The following is a 26,214-nucleotide window of genomic DNA, read 5'->3' as shown; positions in this document are numbered from 1 at the left end:
GCGGGGCCGAGGTGAAGGCCAATACCGGCGGGGCGCCGGGGGTGGGGAGCGGGATTGCGGTGTTGGAGCCCGTCATCCCCTGGGCCGCCGCCCGGGACAAGGCCGGCGCCGTGCTCGTCCCCGCCGCCGTGCAGATGGCCCTGGCCAAGGCCGCCCGCAAGGCCGGCGACACCCGCTGCCCGATCTGTGAAGCCTGCCGCGAAGGCAAATGCGATATTGGAGCCACGGCATGAGCGATGCACTCAACAACTGGCTGGGCGAGCAATCGCGCCTCAACCGCGTCCTGATCCTGACCCTGGACAGCCTCGCCGAACCGAACCCGGTCACCTCGCTGTACAGCGCCGGCGTCATGCAGCGCTCGGTGCAACTCTACCGGCGCACCGAGTTCGTCCAGTTCGCCGCCATCAGTCCGTGGCTCACCGAACTGGAAAACCCGGGCAACGAAGCGTTCCGCCTGCTGCTGGACGACCCGCAGCGCAACTGGGGCTGGATCGGCAGCATGGACAAGGCCGACCTCGACGGCCTGACCCAGCACTGGATCGCCCGCATGGTCATCGACGAAGACGGCGACCGTTCCCTGTTCCGCTTCCAGGACAACCGCGTGCTTGCCCGCTGCCTGGGCAACATGAAAGACACCGAATGGCCGCTGCTGCTCGGCCCGGTCAGCAGCGTGCTGTATTGGGACGAAGATCAGTGGAAAAGCGCGGATAACGGTCGGCCGGGGCAGTACCCGGTGCCGAATCCGGCGCCGTGGCTGAGAACGCCCGAGTCCGGTGAACAGGCCCGCAGCATCCTGCGCGACAACCTCAAGCGCTGGCTGTTCACGTACCACGTCGACGCCGCCGCTGCACTGGCGGAAACCCACGTGGTCAGCGAATGGCTGGAAGAACAGATGGATCTGCTCGACACCTGGGGCTGGCAGACACCGGAACAGCGTGAACTGATGCTGAGCCGGCGCCTGTCGCCACCATGCGCTGCTGACATTGCCTGGGAACCCATCCCCGGAGAAACGCCGGAACAGCACTTTGACCGATGCCAACGAGTGTTCGCTGAGCCGAAAGCCGGTGCCACGGTTTGAAGGCTCGACTGTGGATTGCAGTCGCGGCGGTACCAATACTCGGTGGTTGCAGCTTCGCGCGTCAGATGACTGAAAGCAGCGTGAGTTACTACTCGTGGGAGCACTTCACGCTGGTTGCCACTTTGCCTGCCAAATTCGGCTTTACGTCAAAAGCCCAGTATTCGCCAAAAGCAGGTGAAAGTTGCCAAACGTACAGCCCTGGGTTGGGCGGGTCAGTTACCCGGCAGCAACAGAGATCACACACGACCGTGGCCAAGGACGTAGAGCAGACGGTATCTACAGATATTCCATTGGAGTTCCATATCGCAGACTGCTCCATGGAGTTGTCCCGCGTAATCTATGAAGTAAACGCTACGTATGGACCTGATGCGTGGGATCATGGCCTGGATATCGCGGGTGGGCTTTCTGTCAGATCTTCAACGATCAACACCGTGTCAAAGAAAGAGCCGACTGTTATCGAACAAAAAGGCTTGTGCTCATGGCTATTCCAAATTAGCAAGTCCAAAGCAAAGCTAGGTGAGGTAGAAAAAATTCTCTCTTGTAATGCATCAGATGACAACTGGTCGGCCCCTTCCAAAAAATATGAGCGTCGCAAGCCTAGGGCCGCCATTGACAGAAATAAACTAGCGAGCACAACGGTAAAAATCAAATTTCACCTTTCAAATGAAGAACGCCCAGCAGTCGGCGATACATGGCAAAAGGTCCCAGGGGGTTGGAAACCGTGTCTCGGAAATGGGCCCAGCGATCCCTACGGGTTCTGCCGTGCAGACACTAGAAACTTCAGAACCTTCAAAATGAACAAACGCAAGTGCACCATCTATCCTAATTGTGTTGAACAGGGAGTAGTTCATGACTAGCAAGTATTTTTCATGCGGTGTTCAATCCGTGTTCTTCCTTGCTCTGCCATTGATAGGTGCATGCAGCTTTGCGGGACAGATTGCGAAGGACTCTGCTGAAGGAGCTACCAGCTACTACAGCCAGGAACACTTCACATTAGTTGCCACGATTCCTTCGAAATTTGGTTTCACATCAAAAGCCAGTTACTCGCCTAAAAGTGGTGAAAAATGCGAGACCTACAGCCCAGGCCTCGGTGGAAATGTTACGCGCCAGCAACAAAAGTCGAATACAACTGATGCCAAAGACATTCAGCAAACAGTCTCCACAGACATTCCGCTGGAATTCCACATCGCTGATTGTTCAATGGAGCTTACGCGCGTTAGCTACGAGGTGAGCGCCAGATACGGAACAGGATCATTGGACCGAGACTTGGAGTCAGCGGGTGGCCTTTCCATTAGAAAAATGACCGACGCAGATATGAAAAGTCGCTCTCCTGAGGTTTTAGAACAACGTGCTCTCTGCGCTTGGTACTTCCAGATAAGCACAGCAAAGATAAAGAAAGGGGAAGTTGAAAAAATTCTATCCTGTGAAGCTACTGGCCCTGAATGGAAATTGGCAGAGGACAACCTCAAGCGCCGAAAGCCTGGGGGAGTACTCGCAAGAAACGAGTTAGCGGGCAAGTCAGTTCACGTTGAATTCAGACTCTCTCCTGAGGAACAACCCTATTACGAAGGATATTGGCTCAAGGTTCCCGGTGGCTGGAAGCCGTGCTCTGGACGCCAGGAATCTAGTCGTGAAGCGCTATGCGCTACACCACCACAGTTTAAAACATTCAAGCTAAATGGACGTGAGTGCTCCGTGTACCCGGGATGTAATGAATAAGGATTTTTATGCAAAGCCAAGAAAAGTCATTGCTTTCTGATCAAGGGCGTACATGCCCATTGCGAGGAGGCTGGATCAGCTTTCGTTTAGTCGACGAATTCGGAGATGCCAAGCCCTACGCAGGTCTGAGTTATGTATTAACTGACTCGGAGGGCACAAAGTACGAAGGCACCTTGGATGGAGAAGCTTACGCGCGATTAACTGGAACCTACAGTGGCCCGTTAATATTGACACTATCTACTCCGTACAAGGGAAGTGAAACTATTTATGCTGACCTGTCTAGACGCAAGGATTACAGAATACCTGTAACAGAACTTCAGGTGGCCGCTGAGAAAACACTTAGACGTCCAATCGGCAGCACAGGCAAAACAGGCGCTTACCGCGCCTCGGCCGAAAAAGGCGAATATCACAACGTCGAAGTCCGCGACCTTGTCGAATTCACCAAGCATCTGCCTCCTGCCGCCAAACTTTCCAGTCCAGTGCCCGCAGGTTGCGCCAAACTCGCCCGTGACTTCGCTGGAGACAAAGTTCCAAGTTTTGGAGTGGGCCTACTTCCAGAGAAACATTACGTTCTCGAAGTGCGTGCCCTTCGCGCGTTTAGACCACTTTTGTCTTTGGCCCCGGAATTCAGTGCGCTGAATTTGTATCAATTGTCGCTGCTCGCCACACTGAGCTACGGTGCTTTTGGTCAGACGCCAGAAAAACCTGATGCAGCCCCCAAAAAAGATTTCGAGTTCACCTATCCCAAGCGCGGCACCATTGGCCATGTGCTGAATACCTGCCTTGCTTGCTTCGAAGAGCCGTCAAGTTACGCGGACTCCAAGAAACCATCGTTCCCACTGGTCGAAGATGTTCCCTATTCAAAGCGCTTGGAAATAGTACCTTTTGACCCTGAGCTTTACCCACAAAACGACCCTTCCTCCGGTGAAGAATCGGAAACGCCAATGAGCGTGCACTTTTTCAACGATTCGAGACAAGGCAGCACTGACTGGAAAAACACCGACACCCAGGCCTATGCCACCCACGATGATCGGGTAATTCTCATCGGCGTGAGAGGTACAGCGGAAGGCTGGGACGCCTGGCGAGATGTCGATGCCAAACAAGTGCCGATTGAGGGTGGAACGGGTAAAGCGCACCAAGGTTTCTACGAAGCATTCATGGCATTGCGTCCATTCATCGAGCGTTACGTTCTTCGTTTCCGCACCGACCAAAAAATCCTCGTCTGCGGCCACAGCCTCGGCGGTGCAATCGCGTTGCTGCTCTCCGAATGGCTTCACCGAGAAATCACCAGCGACGTCATCCTCTACACGTTCGGCGCTCCCCGGGCCGGCGACAAAGATTTTGTCGAGTCGGCGAGCGGGCTGGTTCACCATCGAATCGTCAACCAGAACGACCCGGTTCCGAGCGTGCCCGCCGGCTGGATGAGCACAAAGAAACCCATCTGGATCACAGGCCTGGTGGCGACGGTTTCCGGCGTGCTGACGCCTATGGCTGGCGGCTTGGTGTTCGGGGCCGGCCTGACGCGTTTCGGCGGCAAGCCTTACTGGCACCACGGCGAACAACGCTACTTCATGCCCTTGCAACTGCCTGGACGCGTCGTCTCCTCTGTCCTGTGGACGCCCAGCTGCGAAGGCTACGAAGAAGCCGCCATGGCCCGCTGCATGAAGCAGATGAAAAACAACGACACGCCGGACCGCAGCCAGTTTCTGGTCCAGGCCGCCAACGGTGCCGACCACAAGATGCTCGACGGCTACATCCCGGCCTGCTGGGCCAGCCTGAAGCGCTGGCAGGATACCCAGACCACCGGCGGCTTCATCATCAGCACCACGGAGTCCGACCGCCTGAAACTCGAAGTGGAGACCTACCGCACAGAGCTGCAGAAATGGCAACGCGATGCCGATTCGGAGTTCCCCGGAGGCACCATCGAGGGGCGTCCGCAGGATCGTGCAACGCCAATGCAACGCCGCTCGAGCATGTCGGATTTGCAGGAACGCCAGACCGCGATCCGGCAGGCCGTCCAGCACAACAAGAAGGAGCTGGAGGCTGTCGAGGAAACGCTTCGCAAGCTGACCTCATTGAGCAAAACCAAACTCACCATGGCGGATGTCTATGGTGACCGAAGCGATTTGCCCGAGCTGCAACAGCACATCGACCGCTGGGCGGAGCACCGTGAGAACCAGGAGTCCGTGCGACTCGCGCAGATTCCTCCTTCATCCACCGTCAGCATGGCCTGAACCGGGGCAAATAGGGCCTTGCAACTAGCGATTGTTGAAATGGCCTAAAAGGGAGTCTGGCCGGACTCCCTCCTCTACCGCAGCCTTAAGCTCAAGCAGGCGCCTGCCAGTCAGCATCCGCTGCTGCGCAACCTGCAGCAAATCATTGCCGTCCTGCGCCAGCAGGTACAACGCATGGGTGATGTGGGGGATGTCCTGGACGTCGGCGTGCTTGAAGCAGAGGCAATGCAGGGTTTCGAGCAGGTCGCTGCAGGCGCGGACGCGCTGGACGCCGGCTTCGAAAATGTCTTTGGGGTTGGCCTCGGTGTCGATGACCATCGGGGCGCTTTCGGTGACGCAGCTGTTGAGGCGGTGATAACGATCGGGAAGCGGATTAAGTGTCGGCATGGTGATTACTCAAACGAATTGAAAGTAACCGCCAGCACCGTGACCAAACGGTGGGGAGGCGGACTGTGTACAGGTTTGGTCACCGGAGAATCACCAACCCGGTTCGCCCGAAAGCGACCCTGCACACAGCCACCACAGCAATGCACTCCGAGGACATGGATGTCCGCGGCGCGAATGATGGCACAAATGCGCAGGTGATTTCCCCAGGTGACCAAACCCAGGTCGCTGATTTTGCAGCGACGCCAAACGATATCCGCCCCGCTCCAACCCCCGAAAGCAGACAAGGCATCCACACTTGTAGGAACGCTCCGCACCTGCCTCAGAAATCACCCCGCCCCCTGACAGCCTCCATTCAGCCCGCTTAACCGTCGCTTAACGCCACGGTCCAAGACTCTACCCAACCGCACGCCCTCAGCCGTCCGCTGACGCCCAGTGCGGCAGGTTCGGCCTGCCATTGGCCGAATGCCTTTTGCGTCGCACCGGAGTCCTGCCATGAACCTGCGTCCCCTTCTGCTCGCCGCCACCCTCGCCTGCACCGCCTTCGCCGGGCTCGCCCAGGCCAACGACACCGCCGCGCCGTCCAAGGCCGTGCCCTACCAGTACGGCATGCCGCTGCACGTGGCCAAAGTGGTGTCGCTCACCGAGCCGCCGACCCAGGACTGCAAGGTGATCACCGCCGACATGAAGTACATCGACAACAACGGCAAGCCCGAGGAAATCAGCTACCGGAAATTGTCTGACGCGTGCAGTTTCCAGAACTGACAGACCGTTCTGATTTGCGGCCTGGCGGTAGGCGAGCGAGGGCCCTGGCGGTTATGCTCGGGGCCCTCCCTACTGCCGCAAGGATCCGCCATGCAGTTGTCGTTCCGCACGTTGTCGACCTTCACCGCCCTGTTGTGCTTTCTCCTGGCCATCGTCTGGGGCTTTGTGCCTGACGGGCTGCTGGCGATCTGGAGCATCGACTACTCGCCGGCGGCGGGGTTCGTCGCCCGGCGCAGCGCGGTGCTGTTCGCGGCGTTGGGGGTGATGTTCTGGCTGGTGCGCAATGCGCCGCCGTCGGCCACTCGCCATGCGCTGGGCAACGGTTTCACGGTCGGGTGCTTCGGGCTGGCGGTGCTGGGGTTCGGTGAGTGGCTCAATGGCCACGCGGGCCCCGCGATCCTGTTGGCGGTGCTGGTCGAGTTCGCGCTGGGCCTTGGTTTCATGCAGGCCCGGCGCGTGACGGTCGAACTGAGTGAAACGGTAGGTTAGTCAACCCGCCTTCGAGCGTGGCGCGTATTGATGCGCTGAAGTCTGCTGCGCCAGATCCGAACGTAGGCCAGCGATCAGGTCGTTGATCTCACGGCAGCCGTTGAGGTGGCTGGCGTCGATGCCACTGACCAGCAGATCCACCTGGTCGGTCTGGTGGTCGCCGAACACCTTCACCGTCATCGACAGTTCCGGGGTCAGCGTGCATTGGCAGCGTTTCGGCAGAAAGCTGCTTTCAATGATGTTGCGAAGTTCCAAGGCAGACAGAAACATGGCGAACCCTCTCCTTACTGTGAGACTGCCAATCAAGTATTCACGTCGACCGCTGAGGCTTACCCGTGCGGATGTCTCTCCGCTGGTTCCTTGGTGGCTTCAGGCGGCGGTACTGCGAAATGCCCATTGGAGTGTAGGCGCACAAACTCGGTGCGCCGCACCGGAACGACGCATAAAACGTGCCTTTCATCGGTTAGTGCCGTGCCTTTGGGAAATCAGGCACTTGGCGGCACGGGCCAGCATTGTGCCTGTTGCAGATTGCAGGATGGCCCGCTTTGCGCACCGCATTTTGCAACACTTCAAGGGTTTGCATTCATCGCCTACGCTGGTAGAACTGCCCGCCAATTTATCCGACGCCCGCCAGGAGGCTTACATGGGATCCTTTACCGCTTACGCGGCCACCGGCCTGATGGTCGCCAGCCTGTCCACCTTCGCCCACGCCGCCAAACTCGAAGACGTGGCGCCCTACCCCAAGGCTGAAGCGGGTTTCACCCGCCAGGTCATCCACCTGCCGCAGCAAGCCGACGAAGACAACTTCAAGGTCGAGATCATGGCCGGCAAGACCCTGGAGGTGGACTGCAACCGCCAGCACCTGGGCGGCAGCCTGCAGGAAAAGAACCTTGAAGGCTGGGGTTATCCGTTCTACCGCCTGGAGAAGGTCTCCGGCCCGGTGAGCACCCTGATGGCCTGCCCGCCGGAATCCAAGAAGAAACGCGCGTTCGTGCCGGTGGTCGGCGACGGCTTCCTGCTGCGCTACAACAGCAAGCTGCCGATCGTGGTGTACGCGCCGAGCGACGTCGAAGTGCGCTTTCGCGTCTGGTCGGCCGCCGACAAGGTCGGCGTTGCCCTGCCGGAATGACCTCACACCGCTGAGCCGCACGCCGCCACGCGCTCCGCCACATGGCGCAGGCTGTCGAAGTTGATGTTGGCGCCGGAATCGATGGCGATGAACGTCCGGTTCCGGGCGCCGGTCTGGGCCACGTACCGCTTGATCCCGGCCACCGCCAGCGCGCCGGAAGGTTCGGTGATCGAGCGGGTATCGTCGTAGATGTTCTTGATCGCCGCGCAGAGTTCGTCGTTGCTGACGGTGACCACCTCATCCACGCAGAACCGGCAGACCTCGAAACCGTAGGCGCCGATCTGCGCCACGGCCACGCCGTCGGCGAAGGTGCCGACGCTGGGCAGCACCACCCGTTCCCCCGCCGCCATCGCGGCTTTCAGGCAGGCCGAGTGTTCCGACTCGACGCCGATGATCCGCACCTCGGGCCGCAGGTATTTGACGTAAGCGGCGATGCCCGCGATCAATCCGCCGCCGCCCACCGGGACGAAGATCGCATCCAGTTCGCCTTGGTGTTGCCGCAGGATCTCCATGGCCACGGTGCCCTGCCCGGCGATCACGTCCGGGTCGTCGAACGGCGGGACGAAGGTGCGCCCGGTCTGCTCGGCCAGTTGCAGCGCATGGGCCAGGGCGAACGGAAAGCTCTCGCCCTGCTGGAGCGCCTCGGCGCCGCGGCTGCGCACCCCCAGCACTTTCAGTTCGGGCGTGGTGGTCGGCATGACGATGGTGGCGGCGATCCCCAGTTCCCGGGCGGCCAACGCCACGCCTTGGGCATGGTTGCCCGCCGACGCGGTGATCACGCCGCAGGCCTTTTGCTCGTCGGTCAATTGCACCAGGCGGTTGTAGGCGCCGCGGATCTTGAACGAGAACGTCGGCTGCAGGTCCTCGCGCTTGAGCAGGATGCGGTTGCCGAGCATGGCGGACAAGGCCGGCGCCGCCTGCAACGGCGTGCGCACCGCCAGTTCGTAGACCGGCGCGGCGAGGATCCTTTTCACATACTGTTCAAGCAGGGCTTGCTGGGCGGGGCTGTGGCGCATGGTCGTCTCCTGACGTTGGTTGGAGCCCCGGAGACAGAAAGAAAAAACCCGCCTCAAGGGCGGGTTCGGTGCTGCAGCCGTGCGCTAGCCCGCCAGATGAGGAATGGCGGTAATAATAATGCTCGGCTGAAGAAGCAGTACGGTGCAGGTCATGGGCTGGAAAGTAGCCTGAGGCCGGCTGGCAAGTCAATGGCGGATGCCGTCACCTGGCCAGCCGCCTGAGCCCCAGCAGCATCCCGCCCGCCGCCAGCACCATCGCCCCGAGAAACAGCGGGTACGACACCCACCACGGGGTTCCGGCGGTCATCATGCTGAACTCGGACATCCCGCCGATGCTCGCGATCAGGTTGAGCGGCAGAAACACCACGTTGATCAGCGTGAGCTTGCGCAGCAGGCCGTTGGTGCTGTTGTTCATCAGGTTGCCCCGCGCATCGATCAGCCCGGAAAACACCGTCGAATAGATTTCCGCCTGCTTGTAGCACTGGTTGTTTTCGATGATCAGGTCGTCGATCAGGCCGAGGGCTTCGCTGCCGAAGTGCTGCTTTTCCGCGTGGTTGCGCAGCCGGGTGAGCACCGCGCCGTTGCTGTGCAGGGCGTTGATGTAATAGATCAGGCTTTCGCTGAGGTTGAACATCTGCATCAGGTGCTGGTTCTGCATCGAGGCGTTGAACTTCTGTTGCAGCTCCCGGGCGACCAGTTTGATCACCTTCAGATGCCCGAGGTAGTGATGGATGTTGTTGAACAGCAGATCGAGCAACACGTCCAGCGGCGTGTTCAGCGGCCGCCCCGTGCCCAGGCCGTGCAGCGGCGTGTCGTCGGTGGCGATCACCAGCAATTGCCCCGGTGAGAACAGCAGGCCGCAGGACGACACCTCGAACGCCAGGCTGCCGCCGCCGGCGTACTTCTCGGGGCGTTTCCAGATCAGGAACAGATGGTCCGGGTGGAACTCGATCCGCGAGACCTCGTCCGGGTCCAGCGCCGAGGCCAACGCATGTGCGTCGAGCTTGAAGTGACTGTGCAGCAGATCCCGTTCGGCGGCGTCGGGGTCGCTGAACAGCATGACGTCGGCGTCGAGCCGTTCGACCCGGTGCAACGATCCATGGCTGAGCGCAAAACCGCTGATCATCGGCGCGTCACCAGGCCTGACCGCGGCGCTTGAGTTCCAGGCGCCGCACGAACTCCTCCAGCACCAGCGAATACAGATCGTCCTGCAGATAGGCGTCTTCGATGCCGGCGTCCAGGTTCGGGTTGTCGTTGACTTCGATGACCACCACCTTGTCGCCGGCCTGCTTGAGGTCGACGCCGTAGAGCCCGTCGCCGATCAGGTTGGCCGTCTTCACCGCCAGCTCCACCACTGCCCTCGGCGCTTCGTGGATCGGCAGCGTGCGGCATTCGCCATTGACGTCCTGGCCCTTGGCCTTGTGGTTGTAGATCTGCCAATGGCCCTTGGACATGAAGTACTGGCAGGCAAAGATCGGCTTGCGGTTGAGCACGCCGATGCGCCAGTCGTATTCGGTGTAGAAGAACTCCTGGGCGAGCAACAGCACCGAATGCTCGAACAGTTCGGCGGTGGCCTCCAGCAGCGCCTGCTGGCTTTCGACCTTGATCACGCCACGGGAGAAGCAGCCGTCGGGGATCTTCAGCACCAGCGGAAAGCCGAGGCGCTCGCCGACCCGTTCGAAGTCTTCCGGTCGCTCCTTGTAGAGGATTTCCGTGGCGGGCATGCCCAGCTGATGGCTGCCGAGCAGGTCGGTCAGGTACACCTTGTTGGTGCAGCGCAGGATCGACGCCGGGTCGTCCATCACCACCAGCCCTTCGCTCTCGGCCTTCTTGGCGAAGCGGTAGGTGTGGTTGTCGACGCTGGTGGTCTCGCGGATCAACAGGCCGTCGTACTCGGCCAATCGCGCGTAGTCCTTGCGCTCGATCAGCTCCACGTCGATGCCCATGCCTTTGCCGACCCGCACGAAGTTGGCCAGCGCACGGGCGTTGGACGGCGGCAGCGCCTCTTGGGGATCGTGCAGGATCGCCAGGTCGTAACGGGCCACCTGACGGGAGCGCGGGAGACGCCAGACTTTACGGCTGAAACCGTCCAGGGCATTGGCGAACTGGTCTTCCTGGTCGTCACGCAACATGTGCAGCGACCCCGACTTGATGCCCTCGATGTGCCAACCGTTAGTTCGCTTGAATTCAACTAACAGGATCGGACACGGAAACACTTCAAACAACTGACGGGCCAGATCCTGTAAGGGTTCAATATGTGTCCGACCAAAGTACAGCGTCAGCGTAAACCCTTCCGTATCGCTGTAGAGATGATGGCTGAGGGCTCTTTCCAGGGTTTTGTCCAGATCCTCCAGCGCCAACCCGTAGAGCGACTTGCGCGTCAGCTCGCTGATGGTCTTCACCGAAGGAATGACCCTGTGCCCACGGGCCTCGGCCAGCAGCGAGCAGTAATAACCGTGCCCCAGGTACTTGTAGCTGCGGCACAGGTTGATCACCTGCACCCGCTTGCCCGGCTCGCTGCCGGGGGTTTGCTCCAGGTATTCCTGGGCGGTGACGATGTCTTCGCTGGGGAAGTAAGAGGCCCAATCTTCCTTGCGCTCGACAATGATCAGCACCCGGCTGGAAGTTGCAACGACCGGATTTAAATAAGTTGCCGCCGGCAAACTTTGCCCGGATACTTCGCGCCAATGACCCTGTACCGCTGACATAGAAATCGATCCGTTGGAGAACAAGACCATTTCTATTAAGCACGAAGTTTTTCGAAAGTCCCGTTTCGTTACGCAACTTTTACGGTGGTCATATGAACCCTGTCTTTCGTCTGGCGACAACCGAAGACCTGCCGGCGCTGATGGCGCTGGAGACGCAATGCTTCACCACGGACCGGCTCACCGCCCGCAGTTTCCAGTGGATGATCACCCGTGCCCACGGGCAACTGTGGGTGGCCACTCACGCTGGGCAATTGGCGGGGTATGCGCTGGTGCTGTTTCATCGCGGCACGTCGCTGGCCCGGCTGTATTCCATCGCCATCGCGGCCTCGGCACGGGGCGCCGGGTTGGGCAAGCAATTGCTGAACCGCATCGAGGCCTGCGCGCTGGAGCATGATTGCGCCTACCTGCGGCTGGAAGTGCGCACCGACAACCCCGCAGCCATCGCGCTGTACGAGCGCAACGGCTATCGGCGCTTTGCGCTGATCCACGATTACTACGAGGACCATGCCGACGCGTTGCGCCTGGAGAAGCGCATCCTTCAGCACCGCGATTCCCGCAGCGTCAACGTCCCCTATTACCGGCAAACCACCGATTTCACCTGCGGCCCGGCCTGCTTGCTGATGGCCATGGGCACGTTGCAGCCCGGGCGGACGCTGGAGCGCCAGGAAGAAGTGCAGCTCTGGCGCGAGGCGACCACGGTGTTCATGACGTCCGGCCATGGCGGCTGCAGCCCGCAGGGGCTGGCGCTGGCGGCGTGGCGTCGGGGCTTTCGGGTGCGCCTGCAATTGAGCATGGCCGGGCCGCTGTTCCTCGACGGCGTGCGTGGCGAGCATAAAAAGGACGTCATGCGCCTGGTGCACGAGGCGTTCATCGCGCAATTGCGTGAGACCGATGTCGAACAGACCGTCGGTTCGGCACTGGACCTGCCCCGTTTGCTGGAGGTTGGCGGGCAACCCCTTGTGCTGATCAGCAGCTACCGCCTGACCCGCTCCAAATCACCGCACTGGGTGATCGTCACCGACTGCGACGAGGAGTTCGTCTACCTGCACGACCCGGATGTCGACCACAGCCTGCATCGCCAGCCCATGGACTGCCAGCATGTGCCGGTCAGCCATGGCGAGTTCGAGAAGATGAGCCGCTTCGGCCGGGGGAAGCTCCGGGCGGCGGTGGTGGTGTTTGCCTGTCAGGAGTAATGCCGGATGGCATGTGCAGTGCGAAATTCCTGTAGGAGCCAGCCTGCTGGCGATAGCGGCCTGCCTGACACACTGATGCCAGATGCACCGCCCTCATCGCGAGCAGGCTCGCTCCCACAGGGGATCTGTGCCGTGCGCAAATCCTGTGGGAGCCAGCCTGCTGGCGATGGCCGGCACCGCCGCTCCCACAGGATACGGGGCTATTTCAGGCCGACCTTGTACAGCGAGCCGTCCGTCTCGTCCGTCAGCACGTAGAGGTAGCCATCCGGCCCTTGGCGCACATCGCGGATCCGCTGTTTCAACTCACCCAGCAAACGCTCTTCGTGCACTACCCTGTCGCCGTCGAACTGCAGGCGGATCAGCTCCTGGCCCACCAGCGCGCCGATGAACGCGTTGTGCTGCCAGGTCTTGAAACGGTCGCCATCGTAGAACGCCAGGCCGGTCACGCCCGGTGACTTTTCCCAGACATGATGGGGGCCGACCGTGCCCTCGGCGGTCTTGCCTTTAGCTTCCGGGATGGGCTGCATCGAATAGTTGATGCCGTGGGTCGCCAGCGGCCAGCCATAGTTCTTGCCGCGCTCGATGATGTTCACCTCATCGCCCCCGCGCGGGCCGTGCTCGTTTTCCCACAGCGTGCCGCTCCACGGGTTGAGCGCCGCCCCCTGCGGGTTTCGGTGGCCGTAGGACCAGATCTCCGGCCGCACGCCGGACTGACCGACGAAGGGGTTGTCGTCCGGCACCTTGCCGTCCGGGTACAGCCGCACGATCTTGCCTTGCAGCTTGTCCAGGTCCTGGGCGGTCGGCCGGTCGTTGTTTTCGCCCAGGGTGATGAATAGGAAGCCGTCGCGGTCGAACACCAGCCGCGAGCCGAAATGGTTGCCGACCGACAGCTTGGGCTCCTGGCGGAAGATCACCTGGAAGTCTTTCAGCGTCTGCATGTCGTCCGAGAGGCGCCCGCGACCGACCGCCGTTCCCGCCTTGTCGCCGGCGCCGCCACCCTCGGCGTAGGACAGGTACACAAGCCGGTCCTCCTTGAACGACGGCGACAGCGCCACATCCAACAGGCCGCCCTGCCCCTTGGCCCACACGCTGGGCACGCCGCCGATCGGCGCAGACGTCTTGCCGTCCGCGCTCACCCGCCGCAGATGGCCGGGGCGCTCGGTCACCAGCATGCCTTGGCCGTCCGGCAGGAACGCCAGCGCCCAGGGGTGTTCGAGGCCTTGGGCGATGGTGGTGACTTGCAGGGTGCCCTGCTCGCTCTGCAGTTCCTTCACGGGCGCAGCGGTCGCCGACAGGGTGAAACTCGCCAATGCTCCGGCGCACAGGCCGGCCAACAGGGTTTTACGCAACATGCACGATTCCTTTTGTTCGCTTGAAGGGCTGACGGAAACGGCCTCCGCCGATCAACGGTTGCTGCCGGTGTCCCGCACCGGCGGATTGGGAATGAACGTGGGCGGTGTGGCCGGCACCGAGCGCTGGGGCTGGCCATTGCCGATGCCACGGTTTTCAAGGGTAGGCGGACGCGGCACCGGAACGGTGTTCGGCCCTTGCAGGGCAGGCGCGCTGGGCTGGGTGCCCTGCATGCTGTTGGGATTGGCCCGGCGGATCGGGCTGTTGTAGGGGTTGTTGCTGTTGCCGGTCGGGCTTTGGGCCAGCAACGGCATGGCAGGCGGCGCAGTGACGTCGGCCTGCGCCAGGCCGCCACTGAGGATCAGGGCGGCGATGCCTGACAGATAACGGTTCATGATCGACCTCGGGGCGCGTGGACTGAAGCGTTCGAGTCCACGCTACGCCGAGGGTTCGGATTTGTTAACCCGTGAGGGACGGGCAACCTGTAACAGGGCGTGATTGCCGTTGAGGGTGGTGTCGGGTTCGTGTCGAACACAACATCAGTGAACGACCCGGAACCTGTGGGAGCGGGCTTGCCCGCGATGGCGTCCGCAAGAACGCCACCGAACTCAGATCAGAATGAAGATCGCCAGCAGACCGCCGAAGATCGCCCACTTTTCCATGTAGTAGCGCGCACGGTTGCGCTTCTTCAGTTCCTTGCCGCGCAGGCGCACCTTGTAGATCTTGGTGAACAGGCGGTTGATCCCGCCGGTGCGGTCGCCCGCGTCGTTCGGCGCGCCGGCCGCCGACATCACGGTGCGGCTGAACCAGCTGTTGAACGCCGCCGCCCAACGGTACTTCATCGGACGCTCGATATCGCAGAACAGGATGATGCGGTTCTGGTCGGTGGTGTTTTCGGCGTAGTGGATGTAGGTCTCGTCGAACATCACCGCTTCGCCGTCGCGCCAGTGGTAGTTCTCGCCGTCGACGTTGATGTAGCAGCCGGCGTCGTTCGGCGTTTCCAGGCCCAGGTGATAGCGGTACGAGCCGGCGTACGGGTCGCGGTGGCGCACCAGTTTGGAGCCCGGCGGCAGTTCGGCGAACATCGCCGCCTTGATAGAACCGATGCTCTGCACCAGCTCTGTGGTGCGCGGGCACAGTTTCATGGCCGACGGGTGGCTGTCGCCGTACCACTTCAGGTAGAAGCGCTTCCAGCCGGTCTTGAAGAACGAGTTGAAACCGACGTCGTCGTATTGGTTCGAGCGCTTGATCTCACCGGCGCGCAGAAGGTTCTGACCTTCTTCGCGGATTTCTTCCCAGTGGGCCTGCAACGGGCTCAGGTCCGGAAAGTCCGCCGGATTGAGGTAAGGCTTGTTGGGCATCTTGGAGAACAGATAAAGGAAGCAATTGACCGGCGCCAGAAACGTGGAGTGGTCGCTCAACTGACGACCGAGCTTGTGGCGCACGCGACCGCGCAGGTGCACGTATGCAATGGAAATGACATATACAGCGGCAATGATGAGTTTCACGGAAATCGTCACACGTCAGAAGTGAACAAACTGCGCGCCCCGAAGGCGTCGGCCAGCGGCCTGCGGCAGTGGTCTGAAAACAAAACAGCGTCCCGATGGCGCATCCTTGAGCCCATGCCGCACCGGGCATTGGGTGAATGGATGGCATTTTAGCCACAGTTTGTAACCAATAGTGAACCTTCATCTGTGAAAAACTGTCCCGCTAAGGCGCCGATCGCGCGAACAAGGCGTGATCGCCCTATCGCTCGCACGGCCAGACCAGTACAATCGCCGCCAAACTTTACAGGCCCCTGGGCTGATGACGGGACGCACCCCGCTTCGGCGTGCTTCGACTCGGGCCCAGCGCACCCGCCGCCTCCTCGCTTTTCAGATTGCCTCGCAGGAAAAACCTTTGATTTCTACAGCTAACATCACGATGCAGTTCGGCGCCAAGCCGCTGTTCGAAAACGTTTCGGTCAAGTTCAACAACGGCAACCGCTATGGCCTGATCGGCGCCAACGGTTGCGGCAAGTCGACCTTCATGAAGATCCTCGGCAGCGACCTCGAACCGTCCGCCGGCCAGGTGATGCTCGAACCGAACGTGCGCCTGGGTAAACTGCGCCAGGATCAGTTCGCCTACGAAGAATTCACCGTGATCGACACCGTGATCATGGGCCACGAAGAGCTGTGGAAGGTCAAGGCCGAGCGCGACCGCATCTACTCGCTGCCGGAAATGACCGAAGAAGACGGCATGGCCGTGGCCGAGCTGGAGACCGAGTTCGCCGAGATGGACGGCTACACCGCCGAATCCCGCGCCGGCGAGCTGCTGCTGGGCCTGGGCATTCCGCTGGAGCAGCATTTCGGCCCGATGACCGAAGTCGCCCCGGGCTGGAAGCTGCGGGTGCTGCTGGCCCAGGCGCTGTTCTCCGATCCGGAAGTGCTGCTGCTCGACGAACCGACCAACCACCTGGACATCAACACCATCCGCTGGCTGGAAAACATTCTCACGGCGCGTAACAGCACCATGATCATCATTTCCCACGACCGGCACTTCCTGAACAGCGTCTGCACCCACATGGCCGACCTGGACTACGGCGAACTGCGCCTGTTCCCGGGCAACTACGACGAGTACATGACCGCGGCGACCCAGTCCCGCGAGCAGCTGCTGGCCGACAACGCCAAGAAGAAAGCCCAGATCGCCGAACTGCAGACGTTCGTCAGCCGCTTCTCGGCCAACGCCTCGAAAGCCAAGCAGGCCACCTCCCGCGCCAAGCAGATCGACAAGATCCAACTGGCCGAGGTCAAGCCATCGAGCCGCGTGAGCCCGTTCATCCGTTTCGACCAGAACAAGAAGCTGCACCGTCAGGCCGTGACCATCGAGCGCATGTCCAAAGGCTTCGACGACAAGGTCCTGTTCAAGAACTTCAGCTTCACCGTCGAAGCCGGCGAGCGCGTGGCGATCATCGGTCCGAACGGCATCGGCAAGACCACCCTGCTGCGCACCCTGATGGGCGAGCTGACCCCGGACGCAGGTTCGGTGAAGTGGACCGAAAGCGCGGAGCTGGGCTACTACGCCCAGGACCATGCCCACGACTTCGAAGACGACGTCACCCTGTTCGACTGGATGGGCCAGTGGACCCAGGGCGAGCAGATGATCCGCGGCACCCTGGGCCGGATGCTGTTCTCCAACGACGAGATCCTCAAGTCGGTGAAGGTCATTTCCGGTGGTGAGCAAGGCCGCATGCTGTTCGGCAAGCTGACCCTGCAGAAGCCGAACGTGCTGGTGATGGACGAACCGACCAACCACCTGGACATGGAATCGATCGAGGCGCTCAACCTGGCGCTGGAGAACTACCCCGGCACGCTGATCTTCGTCAGCCACGACCGTGAGTTCGTGTCGTCCCTGGCCACCCGCATCATCGAACTGAGCCCGAACGGCGTGACCGACTTCAGCGGCACCTACGATGATTACCTGCGTAGCCAGGGTGTGGTGTTCTAAGGGCTGCTGTCAGCCTCAAGCCGCAAGCTGCATGTGATAAGCCCTGTCCTGGTGACAGGGCTTTTTGCATTCTGCGGCCTTGGGATTTTCCTCAGGGGGGCAGTTGTCTGGATCATGCCCTGCGCTGCCCGGACTGCCGCCATCGCTGGCAAGCCAGCTCCCACAGGGATTCCGGTCGCCCACAAGTTCCCGGTAAACCCAAATACCTGTAGGAGCTTGCCTGCAAGCGATGAGGCCCGCACTGCCAACATCTATGGAACTTGGACTGCCGCCATCGCCAGCAGGCTGGCTCCTACAGTGGATCCCGGTCGTCCGCAGATCCCGGTACACCCCAAAAACCTGTGGGAGCTGGCTTGCCAGCGATGAGGCCCGCACTGTCGACCTCTTTCGGTCAGTCATATCGTTAGCCTGCTTCCTTTTACCCCGCACAAAAGCCATGATGCCGTATCTCCCACCGCCGCCCGCGAACGAGTCCCCATGTCTGCGCAGCAACCGCCGTCGCAAAGCTCCCTGTCGATCACCCTGCAGATCGTTTCCATCGTCTTCTACACCTTCATCGCCTTCCTCTGCATCGGCCTGCCGATTGCGGTGTTGCCGGGCTACGTCCACGAGCAGCTCGGCTTCAGCGCGGTGATCGCGGGGCTGACCATCGGCTCGCAGTACCTGGCCACCCTGCTCAGCCGGCCGATGGCCGGGCGCATGTCGGACAGCGTCGGCACCAAGCGGGCGATCGTGTACGGCTTGTCGGGGATTGTCCTGAGCGGCGCGCTGACCTTGGTCTCCACGTTGCTGCAGAGCGTTCCGCTGCTGAGCCTGGTGATCCTGATCACCGCCCGCCTGCTGCTCGGCATCGCCCAAGGGCTGATCGGCGTGGGCACCATCAGTTGGTGCATGGGCCAGGTCGGCGCCGAGCACACGGCCCGTTCGATCTCCTGGAACGGCATCGCCTCCTACGGCGCCATCGCCATCGGCGCGCCGCTGGGGGTGGTGATGGTGGCCGATTACGGCTTCGCCAGCCTCGGCATCGCCCTGTCGGCGCTGGCGGCGGGGGCGCTGCTGCTGATCCGCAACAAGCCGTCGGTGCCGGTGGTGCGCGGCGAACGCCTGCCGTTCCGGGCCGTGTTCGGCCGGATCGCCCCCTACGGCGCCAGCCTGTGCCTGGCGTCCATCGGCTACGGCACGCTGACCACGTTCATCACGCTGTATTACCTCAACCGTGGCTGGACGGGCGCGGCCTACTGCCTGACGGTGTTCGGCGTCTGCTTCATTCTGTCGCGTCTGGTGTTCATCTCGGCCATCAACCGTTTCGGCGGTTTTACCTCGGCCATTGCCTGCATGATCATCGAGACCCTGGGCCTGGTGCTGCTGTGGCTGGCGCCTTCCACGCTCACGGCGCTGATCGGTGCAGGGCTGACCGGGCTCGGCCTGTCGCTGGTGTACCCGGCGCTCGGCGTAGAGGCCATCAAACAAGTGCCAGGCTCCAGCCGCGGCGCGGGCCTGGGCGCGTATGCGGTGTTTTTCGACCTGGCGCTGGCGATCGCCGGGCCATTGATGGGCGCGGTGGCGCTGAACCTGGGGTATTCGTGGATTTTCTTCTGCGCGGCGGTGCTGTCGGTGGGCGGACTGGGGTTGACGCTGATGCTCAAACGACGTGCGGCCTGATCTTGCCCTTGTGGGAGCCAGCCTGCTGGCGAAACGGTCAACCAGGCGTTGAATGACAGATGGCTATCGCCAGCAGGCTGGCTCCCACAGGGGACATCGGGGTTTCACTGGTCTGCGGTCTCCCACAGGGGATATCGGGGGTTCATTGGTCTGCGGTCTGCATCCCCGCCCGGCTGGGCCGGCCCAGCACCCGGGAGAAGAACCGCCCGGCCTCGGAGATCAGGTTGCGGTGGATGTCTTCGCGGTCCACACCGTCGGCGTCGGTGCACAGGGCGGGCATGGCGACGATCTGCTCTTCGTTGCACGGCGCCATGAACACGAAATGCCCGGCCCCGGCCAGCAGCTTGAAGTCCGGCGCGGTCGGCAGCTTGCGCGCCAGGGCGGCGGCGTTCTTGTCGAAGGCCACCAGTTTGTCGCCGTCGCCGCTGTACATCAGCACCGGCACATGCACGTCGGCCAGCGTCTGGCGGCCGAACTTGAGGCTCAGCGGCGCCATCAGCAGCAAGGCATGCACCCGTGGATCGGCCACCGGCTGGAGGTCGTCGCGGTCGACGATCAGCTCGCCCTGGGTGTTGCAGGCGTCGCGGTCGTCCGGGCGCTCCTGGCAATAGCGGCGCAGGCGATCCAGGTCCGGCGTGGCGCCCGAAAGGATCAGCGCCGTCTCGCCGCCGGCCGAATAGCCGATCACCCCGACCTGCTCGGCGTTGACGAACGGCGCGAGCATGCGGTCGCCGAGGGTGGCGGAGATGGCTTCGGAAATCTGGATCGGCCGGCCGTACAGGTTGCTCAAGGTACCGAGGCGGCTGTGGTCCTTGGAGTTGTCGCCGGGGTGGATCACCGCCACCACCACGAACCCCTTGCGCGCCAGCGACGTGGCGAGGTCATGCAGCGCCAGCGGCGTGCCGGTGTTGCCGTGGGACAGCATCAGCATCGGGAAGCGGCCGATGGCGACCTTGACGTCTTCGCCGGCCTCGACCGTGTAGCCCTCAAGCTTGCTGGTGTGCTCTCGGTCGCTGGACGGGTAGAACGCGATGGCGCGCATCGGCTGCAGATCCAGGGGGTCGAGGAAGGTCATCTCGTGGAAGCCGACGCTCCAGCGAGGATGCTGCCCAGGCGCCGCGTGCACTGAGTTCAGGCTGCCGAGCAGGCAAATCAGTAACGTTGCACAAAGACGCATCATGGGATGCCCCACCCTGTGTTACTCAATCGAAAGATCCGTTGCGGTCCGATGCGCGAAACACCGTGGTTTTGGCGTTCCTGCGCGTCGCTGCACTCAGACGTCGAACGTTTGACTGCATAACCCGGGCCAGATTATGTAACAGTCAGAAACAAAAAACTCCGTATTCGGCCCTTGCAGAACCAGAATACAGAGTTTTTTGAGGTTTACCTGAACAGACGCTGTTCTTTACGCAAGCCTTACGCGGCGGCGAACAGTTGCTCGCTGATCTGCGTGTGAGCGGCGTTCATGGCGTTGTTGCGCACTTCCTCACCGTAGGCCAGGCCTTCGGCACGGACGATTTCGATGTCGGTGATGCCGAGGAAGCCCAGCACCAGCTTCAGGTACTCTTCGTGGGCGATGCCGCTGGCCTGGCCGGCGTGCAGACCGCCGGCGGTGGACACGATCACCACTTTCTTGCCGCCGCACAGGCCTTCGGGACCGGCTTCGGTGTAGCGGAAGGTCTGGCCGGCCACGGCGACGCGGTCGATCCACGCCTTGAGCTGGGTCGGAATGGTGAAGTTGTACATCGGCGCAGCGATCACGATGGCGTCTGCGGCTTTGAATTCGGCCAGGGTGGTGGCGCTGAGTTCGGCTTCGTGCTGCTGGGCGGCGTCACGCAGTTCGGCGGTGGTGCCGGCGGCCACCAGGGTGGTCGACGAGAAGTGGCTGATGGCGTCGGCGGCCAAGTCGCGGTAGGTCACCACGGCGCTTGGCTCGGCGGCTTGCCAGGCTTGCACGACTTCCTTGCTCAGCTGACGGGATGCAGAGTTGTCGCCCAGAATGCTCGAATCGATGTGCAGCAGTTTCATGTGGAATCTCCTGGAAAGAATCGCCGATGGCGACGGAATGGAGACAATCCTACAGACGAAACCAATAGATGATTAGACGGTAACAATGCGATAGTTTGTCCCACTGATAGAACAGTCGGATTTCACCATGCAAGACCTCAACGATCTCTACTATTTCGCCAAGGTGGTCGAGGCCGGCGGATTCGCCGCCGCCGGCCGCCTGCTCGGCATTCCCAAGTCGCGCCTGTCGCGGCGGATCGCCGAGCTGGAAGAGCGCCTCGGCGCCCGGCTGCTGCAGCGCACCACCCGCCAACTGAAGCTCACCGCCGTCGGCGAACGCTACCTGCGCCACTGTCAGGCCATGCTGCTGGAGGCGGAAATGGCGGACGAAGCCGTCGCCAGCATGTCCAGCGAGCCCCGGGGCCGGTTGCGGGTGTCCTGCCCGACGGGGCTGGCCCATGAAATGCTGCCGATGGTCATCAGCGATTTCCTGGGCAAGTTCCCCCAAGTGCAGCTGGAAGTGATCCTGCTCAACCGCCGGGTCGACCTGATCACCGAAGGCGTCGACATCGCCCTGCGCGTGCGCGAGCACGGCGACGAAGACCCGATGCTGGTCACCCGCCGTTTGCGTCAGGCGCAGATGGTCGTGGTGGCGAGCCCTTCCTTTATAGAGGGCGTCGAGATCCGGCATCCCCAGGACCTGAGAAACCTGCCGGTGCTCGGCGCCCTGGAACCTGACCGGATGGTGCATGTGCGCCTGCTCGACGAACACGGCAAGAGCTGCGACCTGGCGCTGGAGGCCCGCCTCGGCATCGACGACTTCATCGTGCGCAAGGCTTGCGTGCTGGCCGGGCAAGGCTTCACCCTGCTGCCGATGATGTATTGCGAAGCGGAGCTGAACAACGGCACGCTGGTGCAGTTGCTGCCGGGCTGGTCATTGCCCGGCGGCTGGCTGCAAGCGGTGTATCCGCACCGGCGCGGGGTGATGCCGGCGGTGCGCGCGTGGATCGACCACCTGGTCGAATCGTTCAATGCCTGCGGAGAGCGCCTGTTATGAAACAAGGAAAGATGAGCGAAACGGACGTCGCCGCGTTCTGCCTGACGTTGCCCGGTGTGCGGGAGGATTACAAATGGGGTGGCGTGCGGGTGTTTTCGGTGGCCGGCAACAAGATGTTCGCCTTGCAGGGGCTGCGCGGTGAGTCGCTCGCTTTCAAGGTCGACAAGGATCTGTTCCTCGGCCACTGCGACCGCCCGGGCATCGGCCCGGCGCCGTACCTGGCGCGGGCGCAGTGGATCATCATGCACCCGCCCTACCCGCTGGGCGCCGAGGAACTGCAAGGGTTGCTGCAGCGCTCGCACCAGTTGGTGGTGGGCAAGCTGCCCAAGCGTACGCAGGTCGGGTTGTTGCTTTGATCGGTTGGCGCTTTGGGGCGAGCCCATCGCCAGCAGGCTGGCTCCCACAGGGTTCTGCAGTGACCGCAGACTCTGCGTTCAACAGCCATCCCTTGTGGGAGCCAGCCTGCTGGCGATAGCGGCGACCCATCCAGCCTCGCCGGACCAGGCCGACCGCCGAGCCAAAGGCCAACCACCGCTCAAAACACCGCTGACAGCGCCGCCCCGTAGAACAGCCGGTCGATCCAGAACATCTGGTGCAGCCCCACGATCATCCAGAACACGATCTGGAACGACGCCTTGCGCGTCTTGTGGCGGAACACCTGCTGCGCGATCAGCGCGCCCGGCCAGCCGCCGGCCAGCTCCACCGCGTGCAGGATGTTCTCCGGCGTGCGCCAGGCCTCGTTGCGGGCCTTGCGCTTGTCGCCCCAGTACAGGAAGAACGCCACCGCGCTGACGACGCCGTAGGCCGCCAGCGGGATCAACGAGATCCCGTGCAGCCACATCGACAGCGAGCCGTACAGCGGCAGCGCGCACACGGCCAGGAACACCGCCAGTTTGACCTTCAGGTGCTGGACACCGCCCCCGCGGCGGGCGCGGGGATCGCTCATGGCTTGGCCGCCGACCAGTCCACCCAGCCGAACTGCCAGGTCGCCAGGATCACCAGGCCGAACACGATCCGGTACCAGGCGAACGCCGCGTAGCTGTGGCTGCCGATGAACTTGAGCAGCCCGCGCACGGCGATCATGGCGAAGATGAACGCGGTGACGAAGCCGATGGCGAACACCGGAAAGTCCGCCGGCACGAACAGGTCGCGGTACTTGTAGCCCGAATACACCGCCGCACCGACCATGGTCGGCATGGCCAGGAAGAACGAGAACTCGGTAGCGGTCTTGCGCGACAGGCCGAACAGCAGGCCGCCGATGATGGTCGAGCCGGAACGCGAGGTGCCGGGGATCATCGCCAGGCACTGGGCGAAGCCGATCTTCAGCGCGTCCGTCCAGGTGATGTCATCGACCGTTTCGGCGTGCACTTCATGCTGCCGGCGCTCGGCCCACAGCATGACGAAGCCGCCCAGCACCAGCGCAGTGGCCACGGTGATGGGGTTGAACAGGTAATGGTGGATCAGGTCGGCGAAGACCACCCCCAGCACCACGGCGGGCAGGAAGGCGATCAGCAGGTTGGCGGTGAAGCGCCGCGCCCCCGGCTGGGTCGGCAGCCCGACGACCACGTCGAAGATCTTGCGACGAAATTCCCAGACCACCGCCAGGATGGCGCCGAGCTGGATGATGATGTTGAACGCCATGGCCCGTTCGCCGCCGAAGTCGAGCAAGTCGGCGACAATGATCTGGTGTCCGGTACTGGAAATGGGCAAAAACTCCGTCAGCCCTTCTACAACTCCTAGAATCAATGCCTGCAAGGCGGTCCAAAGATCCATCGATCCCCCAAAGAGCGATGCCCGGCGGCATGCCCCGATAATATTTTTTCAATCGTTCACTGCGAGAAGCGTAGCCGCTGCGGTGCGGTGCGCACACGCACAGAATCCACATCAAAGGGTCAAAATTCCGTGAAGAATCAATCGCCATTCAGGTTTTTCCGTGCGGGGCCGAAATCCTAACAGACAAGCCGAAATAACGCTGTGCGTTATACGACTTGGGTCGCGTAGGCGCCCGTCCCGAAACGTGGTTGGATGCTGGCGGCGTTTTATGACAAGAACAAGAAACCGGAGTGACAGCGTTATGAACAGCTTGCGCAGTGTGTCGATCAGCCGACGCTTGTGGCTCATCTTGATTGTGGCGGTGGTCATGCTGCTGACCCTGGGCGTGTTGATGCTCAAGCAGGTGCACGACGGCCTGTACCACGCCAAGGCGCAGAAGACCCAGCACGTGGTGCAGACCGCGGCTGGCCTGCTGACCTACTACCAGGGCCTGGAAGCGGCCGGAACCCTGACCCGCGACGCCGCGCAGAAGCAGGCGCTGACCGCCATCCGCGGCCTGCGCTACGACCAGAACGACTACTTCTGGATCAACGACCTCACCCCTGTGATGGTCATGCACCCCACCAACCCCAAGCTTGAAGGCCAGAACCTTTCGGCGATCCGCGACCCGGACGGCTTTGCGGTGTTCAACGAGATGGTCGCCATCGCCAAGTCCAAGGGCGCCGGCATGGTCGACTACCGCTGGCCGAAACCCGGCGCCAGCGAGCCCGTAGCCAAGACCTCCTACGTCAAGCTGTTCGAGCCGTGGGGCTGGGTGATCGGCTCCGGCGTGTACATCGACGACGTGCAGGCCGAATTCCAGGGCCAGGTGCTGAAGGCTTCGGCGGTCGGCCTGGTGATCGCATTGATCATGGCCGTGCTGGTGATTCTGATCGCCCGCAGCATCGTGCGGCCGTTGCAGGAAAGCGTCAGCGCCATGGCCAACATCGCCAGCGGCGAAAGCGACCTGACTCGCAGCCTCGACACCCACGGCCAGGACGAAGTCACCCAATTGGCCCATCACTTCAATGCCTTCACCGCCAAGCTGCGCCGGGTGATCGGTGACTTGCAGGCCTCCGCCAGCGCCTTGGGGCAATCGTCCAGCGAACTGGGCAACGATGCCGCCCAGGCCCAGGAGCGCAGCCAGCAGCAGTCGCAGCAGATGGAACTGGTGGCCACGGCCGTCAACGAAGTCACCTATGGCGTGCAGGACGTGGCCAAGAACGCCGAACACGCCGCCAGCGAAGTGCGCGACGCCGAGGCTCAGGCCCAGCAGGGCCAGATCAATATCGACGGCAGCCTGCAGCAGATCGACAGGCTGTCCGGCACCATCGACCAGGCCGTCGAGGTGATCCGCACCCTGGCTGCCGAAAGCACGCAGATCGGCAGCGTGCTGGAAGTGATCCGCTCGATCGCCGAGCAGACCAACCTGCTGGCGCTCAACGCCGCCATCGAAGCGGCCCGGGCCGGCGAACAGGGCCGCGGGTTTGCCGTGGTGGCCGATGAGGTGCGCCTGCTGGCGCAACGCACGCAGAAGTCCACGGCGGAGATCCAGGCCATGATCGAACGCCTGCAGAACCATTCCGAGGCGGCGGTCAAAGTCATCGGCGAGAGCAGCACGGCCTCGCAGTTGACCATCGAACAGGCCGGACTTGCTGGTGCGAGCCTGAACGCCATCGGCCAGGCGCTGCGCAACCTCAACGGCCTGAACGCCTCGATCGCCAGCGCCACGCTGCAACAGGCCCACGTGGTCGAGGACATCAACCAGAACGTCACCCAGGCGGCCGGGCTGTCCCACAGCACGGCGCTGGCGGCCGAACAGTCCAGCGCCGCCAGCGTGCGCCTGGGCCAGCTGAGCGAACAGCTGAACGGGCTGCTACGCCAGTTCCGGGTCTGACCATCGGCCAAGGCACTGCCCGGCGGTGCCTTGGCTGACGCCATCGCCAGCAGGCTGGCTCCCACAGGATTTGCGGCGACCTGCCGTTTGCGCGAACACCACCGAACCCTGTAGGACCTTGCCCTGCAAGCGATAGCGGTGTGTCAGGCAATGAAGATGCCGGCTGGCCCGGCCTCATCGCTGGCAAGCCAGCTCCCACAGGATTTGCGCAGGCCTGCCGTTTGCGCG

General features: G+C 62.2%; 23 protein-coding genes and 3 pseudogenes. 14 read left to right on the top strand and 12 right to left on the bottom strand.

Features of this window, described 5'->3' with window-relative positions; translation table 11 throughout:
- From CAG33_RS27275 to CAG33_RS27255, 5 genes and pseudogenes are all read left to right on the top strand, one after another.
- A pseudogene (locus CAG33_RS27275) lies at positions 1-233 on the top strand (type VI secretion system tip protein VgrG); the annotation flags it as partial.
- A complete protein-coding gene (locus CAG33_RS27270; RefSeq protein ID WP_085586946.1) occupies positions 230-1,078 on the top strand; it encodes a DUF4123 domain-containing protein in 849 nt (282 codons plus the stop codon). The pseudogene CAG33_RS27275 and the gene CAG33_RS27270, both read left to right, overlap by 4 nt.
- An 80-nt stretch (positions 1,079-1,158) precedes the next feature.
- Positions 1,159-1,935 carry a hypothetical protein gene (locus CAG33_RS27265; RefSeq protein ID WP_256576760.1) on the top strand — a complete coding sequence of 259 codons (777 nt, stop codon included), beginning with the start codon at positions 1,159-1,161 and terminating at the stop codon, positions 1,933-1,935.
- Positions 1,928-2,797, top strand: coding sequence for a hypothetical protein (locus CAG33_RS27260; RefSeq protein ID WP_085641213.1), 870 nt, complete (start codon positions 1,928-1,930; stop codon positions 2,795-2,797). The genes CAG33_RS27265 and CAG33_RS27260 overlap by 8 nt, the downstream gene beginning before the upstream one ends.
- Before the next feature lie 8 nt (positions 2,798-2,805).
- On the top strand, positions 2,806-5,031 hold the full coding sequence (locus CAG33_RS27255) for a lipase family protein (protein ID WP_085586943.1): 2,226 nt from the start codon (positions 2,806-2,808) through the stop codon (positions 5,029-5,031).
- 91 nt (positions 5,032-5,122) lie between these two features.
- Here the strand turns inward: CAG33_RS27255 and CAG33_RS27250 are convergent.
- A pseudogene (locus tag CAG33_RS27250) lies at positions 5,123-5,418 on the bottom strand (hypothetical protein).
- 492 nt (positions 5,419-5,910) lie between these two features.
- Between CAG33_RS27250 and CAG33_RS27240 the strand changes: the two are divergent.
- Positions 5,911-6,180, top strand: a complete 270-nt coding sequence (locus CAG33_RS27240; protein ID WP_085641211.1) for a DUF2790 domain-containing protein — start codon at positions 5,911-5,913, stop codon at positions 6,178-6,180.
- 90 nt (positions 6,181-6,270) lie between these two features.
- Complete coding sequence (locus tag CAG33_RS27235) at positions 6,271-6,669, top strand: hypothetical protein (protein WP_085586939.1); 399 nt, start codon at positions 6,271-6,273, stop codon at positions 6,667-6,669.
- Here CAG33_RS27235 and CAG33_RS27230 read toward each other — a convergent pair whose 3' ends face one another.
- Positions 6,670-6,939 (bottom strand): DUF1652 domain-containing protein, encoded by a 270-nt coding sequence (locus tag CAG33_RS27230; protein WP_085586938.1) that lies wholly within the window; start codon positions 6,937-6,939, stop codon positions 6,670-6,672.
- Between the two features lie 373 nt (positions 6,940-7,312).
- Between CAG33_RS27230 and eco the strand changes: the two genes are divergently transcribed.
- Complete coding sequence (eco, locus tag CAG33_RS27225; RefSeq protein ID WP_085586937.1) at positions 7,313-7,798, top strand: serine protease inhibitor ecotin; 486 nt, start codon at positions 7,313-7,315, stop codon at positions 7,796-7,798.
- A gap of 29 nt (positions 7,799-7,827) precedes the next feature.
- Here eco and ilvA read toward each other — a convergent pair.
- From ilvA to CAG33_RS27210, 3 genes and pseudogenes are all read right to left on the bottom strand, one after another.
- Positions 7,828-8,814 (bottom strand): annotated as a pseudogene (ilvA, locus tag CAG33_RS27220) (threonine ammonia-lyase, biosynthetic); the annotation flags it as partial.
- A gap of 202 nt (positions 8,815-9,016) precedes the next feature.
- The gene (locus CAG33_RS27215; protein ID WP_085633822.1) at positions 9,017-9,940 is read right to left on the bottom strand and encodes a magnesium transporter CorA family protein; all 924 of its coding nucleotides are present in this window, start codon (positions 9,938-9,940) and stop codon (positions 9,017-9,019) included.
- Between the two features lie 7 nt (positions 9,941-9,947).
- On the bottom strand, positions 9,948-11,522 hold the full coding sequence (locus tag CAG33_RS27210; protein WP_085641207.1) for a RimK family protein: 1,575 nt from the start codon (positions 11,520-11,522) through the stop codon (positions 9,948-9,950).
- A 92-nt stretch (positions 11,523-11,614) separates the two neighbouring features.
- On the opposite strand from CAG33_RS27210, the gene CAG33_RS27205 reads away from it, so the two are divergent.
- Entirely contained in the window at positions 11,615-12,715 is a 1,101-nt protein-coding gene (locus tag CAG33_RS27205; RefSeq protein ID WP_085641205.1) for a GNAT family N-acetyltransferase/peptidase C39 family protein, read from the top strand.
- Between the two features lie 200 nt (positions 12,716-12,915).
- Here the strand turns inward: CAG33_RS27205 and CAG33_RS27200 are convergent, their stop codons facing one another.
- The 3 genes from CAG33_RS27200 to lpxO all read right to left on the bottom strand — a co-directional run bounded on the left by CAG33_RS27200 (position 12,916) and on the right by lpxO (position 15,573).
- Positions 12,916-14,067, bottom strand: a complete 1,152-nt coding sequence (locus tag CAG33_RS27200; protein ID WP_085586932.1) for a PQQ-dependent sugar dehydrogenase — start codon at positions 14,065-14,067, stop codon at positions 12,916-12,918.
- Between the two features lie 51 nt (positions 14,068-14,118).
- Entirely contained in the window at positions 14,119-14,460 is a 342-nt protein-coding gene (locus CAG33_RS27195; protein WP_085586931.1) for a hypothetical protein, read from the bottom strand.
- 213 nt (positions 14,461-14,673) lie between these two features.
- Positions 14,674-15,573, bottom strand: a complete 900-nt coding sequence (lpxO, locus tag CAG33_RS27190) for a lipid A hydroxylase LpxO (RefSeq protein ID WP_085586930.1) — start codon at positions 15,571-15,573, stop codon at positions 14,674-14,676.
- A 391-nt stretch (positions 15,574-15,964) separates the two neighbouring features.
- Here lpxO and CAG33_RS27185 point away from each other — a divergent pair, with 391 nt between their 5' ends.
- Entirely contained in the window at positions 15,965-17,551 is a 1,587-nt protein-coding gene (locus tag CAG33_RS27185; RefSeq protein WP_085586929.1) for an ABC-F family ATPase, read from the top strand.
- Positions 17,552-18,028: 477 nt separating this feature from the next.
- Positions 18,029-19,213: an MFS transporter gene (locus CAG33_RS27180; RefSeq protein WP_085641203.1), complete on the top strand. Its 1,185-nt coding sequence runs from the start codon at positions 18,029-18,031 to the stop codon at positions 19,211-19,213.
- A gap of 142 nt (positions 19,214-19,355) precedes the next feature.
- On the opposite strand, the gene CAG33_RS27175 is transcribed toward CAG33_RS27180, so the two are convergent.
- Together CAG33_RS27175 and CAG33_RS27170 are read right to left on the bottom strand one after the other, a co-directional pair.
- Positions 19,356-20,393 (bottom strand): dienelactone hydrolase, encoded by a 1,038-nt coding sequence (locus CAG33_RS27175; protein WP_085586927.1) that lies wholly within the window; start codon positions 20,391-20,393, stop codon positions 19,356-19,358.
- Between the two features lie 236 nt (positions 20,394-20,629).
- Positions 20,630-21,241 carry an FMN-dependent NADH-azoreductase gene (locus CAG33_RS27170; protein ID WP_085633810.1) on the bottom strand — a complete coding sequence of 204 codons (612 nt, stop codon included), beginning with the start codon at positions 21,239-21,241 and terminating at the stop codon, positions 20,630-20,632.
- 127 nt (positions 21,242-21,368) lie between these two features.
- On the opposite strand from CAG33_RS27170, the gene CAG33_RS27165 reads away from it, so the two are divergent.
- Both CAG33_RS27165 and CAG33_RS27160 read left to right on the top strand, forming a co-directional pair.
- Positions 21,369-22,277 (top strand): LysR substrate-binding domain-containing protein, encoded by a 909-nt coding sequence (locus CAG33_RS27165; RefSeq protein WP_085641201.1) that lies wholly within the window; start codon positions 21,369-21,371, stop codon positions 22,275-22,277.
- Positions 22,274-22,633, top strand: a complete 360-nt coding sequence (locus CAG33_RS27160) for an MmcQ/YjbR family DNA-binding protein (protein WP_085586924.1) — start codon at positions 22,274-22,276, stop codon at positions 22,631-22,633. Before CAG33_RS27165 ends, CAG33_RS27160 begins: the two co-directional genes overlap by 4 nt.
- 179 nt (positions 22,634-22,812) lie before the next feature.
- Here CAG33_RS27160 and CAG33_RS27155 read toward each other — a convergent pair whose 3' ends face one another.
- Both CAG33_RS27155 and CAG33_RS27150 read right to left on the bottom strand, forming a co-directional pair.
- Entirely contained in the window at positions 22,813-23,223 is a 411-nt protein-coding gene (locus CAG33_RS27155) for a DUF1294 domain-containing protein (RefSeq protein ID WP_085586923.1), read from the bottom strand.
- Positions 23,220-24,050, bottom strand: coding sequence for an undecaprenyl-diphosphate phosphatase (locus CAG33_RS27150; RefSeq protein WP_085586922.1), 831 nt, complete (start codon positions 24,048-24,050; stop codon positions 23,220-23,222). Before CAG33_RS27150 ends, CAG33_RS27155 begins: the two co-directional genes overlap by 4 nt.
- 301 nt (positions 24,051-24,351) lie before the next feature.
- On the opposite strand from CAG33_RS27150, the gene CAG33_RS27145 reads away from it, so the two are divergent.
- On the top strand, positions 24,352-25,986 hold the full coding sequence (locus CAG33_RS27145; RefSeq protein ID WP_085641199.1) for a methyl-accepting chemotaxis protein: 1,635 nt from the start codon (positions 24,352-24,354) through the stop codon (positions 25,984-25,986).
- Positions 25,987-26,214: the final 228 nt, after the last annotated feature.

It is taken from the genome of Pseudomonas sp. B3(2017), from assembly GCF_002113595.1.
Lineage (GTDB): Bacteria > Pseudomonadota > Gammaproteobacteria > Pseudomonadales > Pseudomonadaceae > Aquipseudomonas > Aquipseudomonas ekonensis.
Note: the sequence above shows the minus strand (reverse complement) of the source record. Positions and strands in the feature narration are given on the sequence as shown.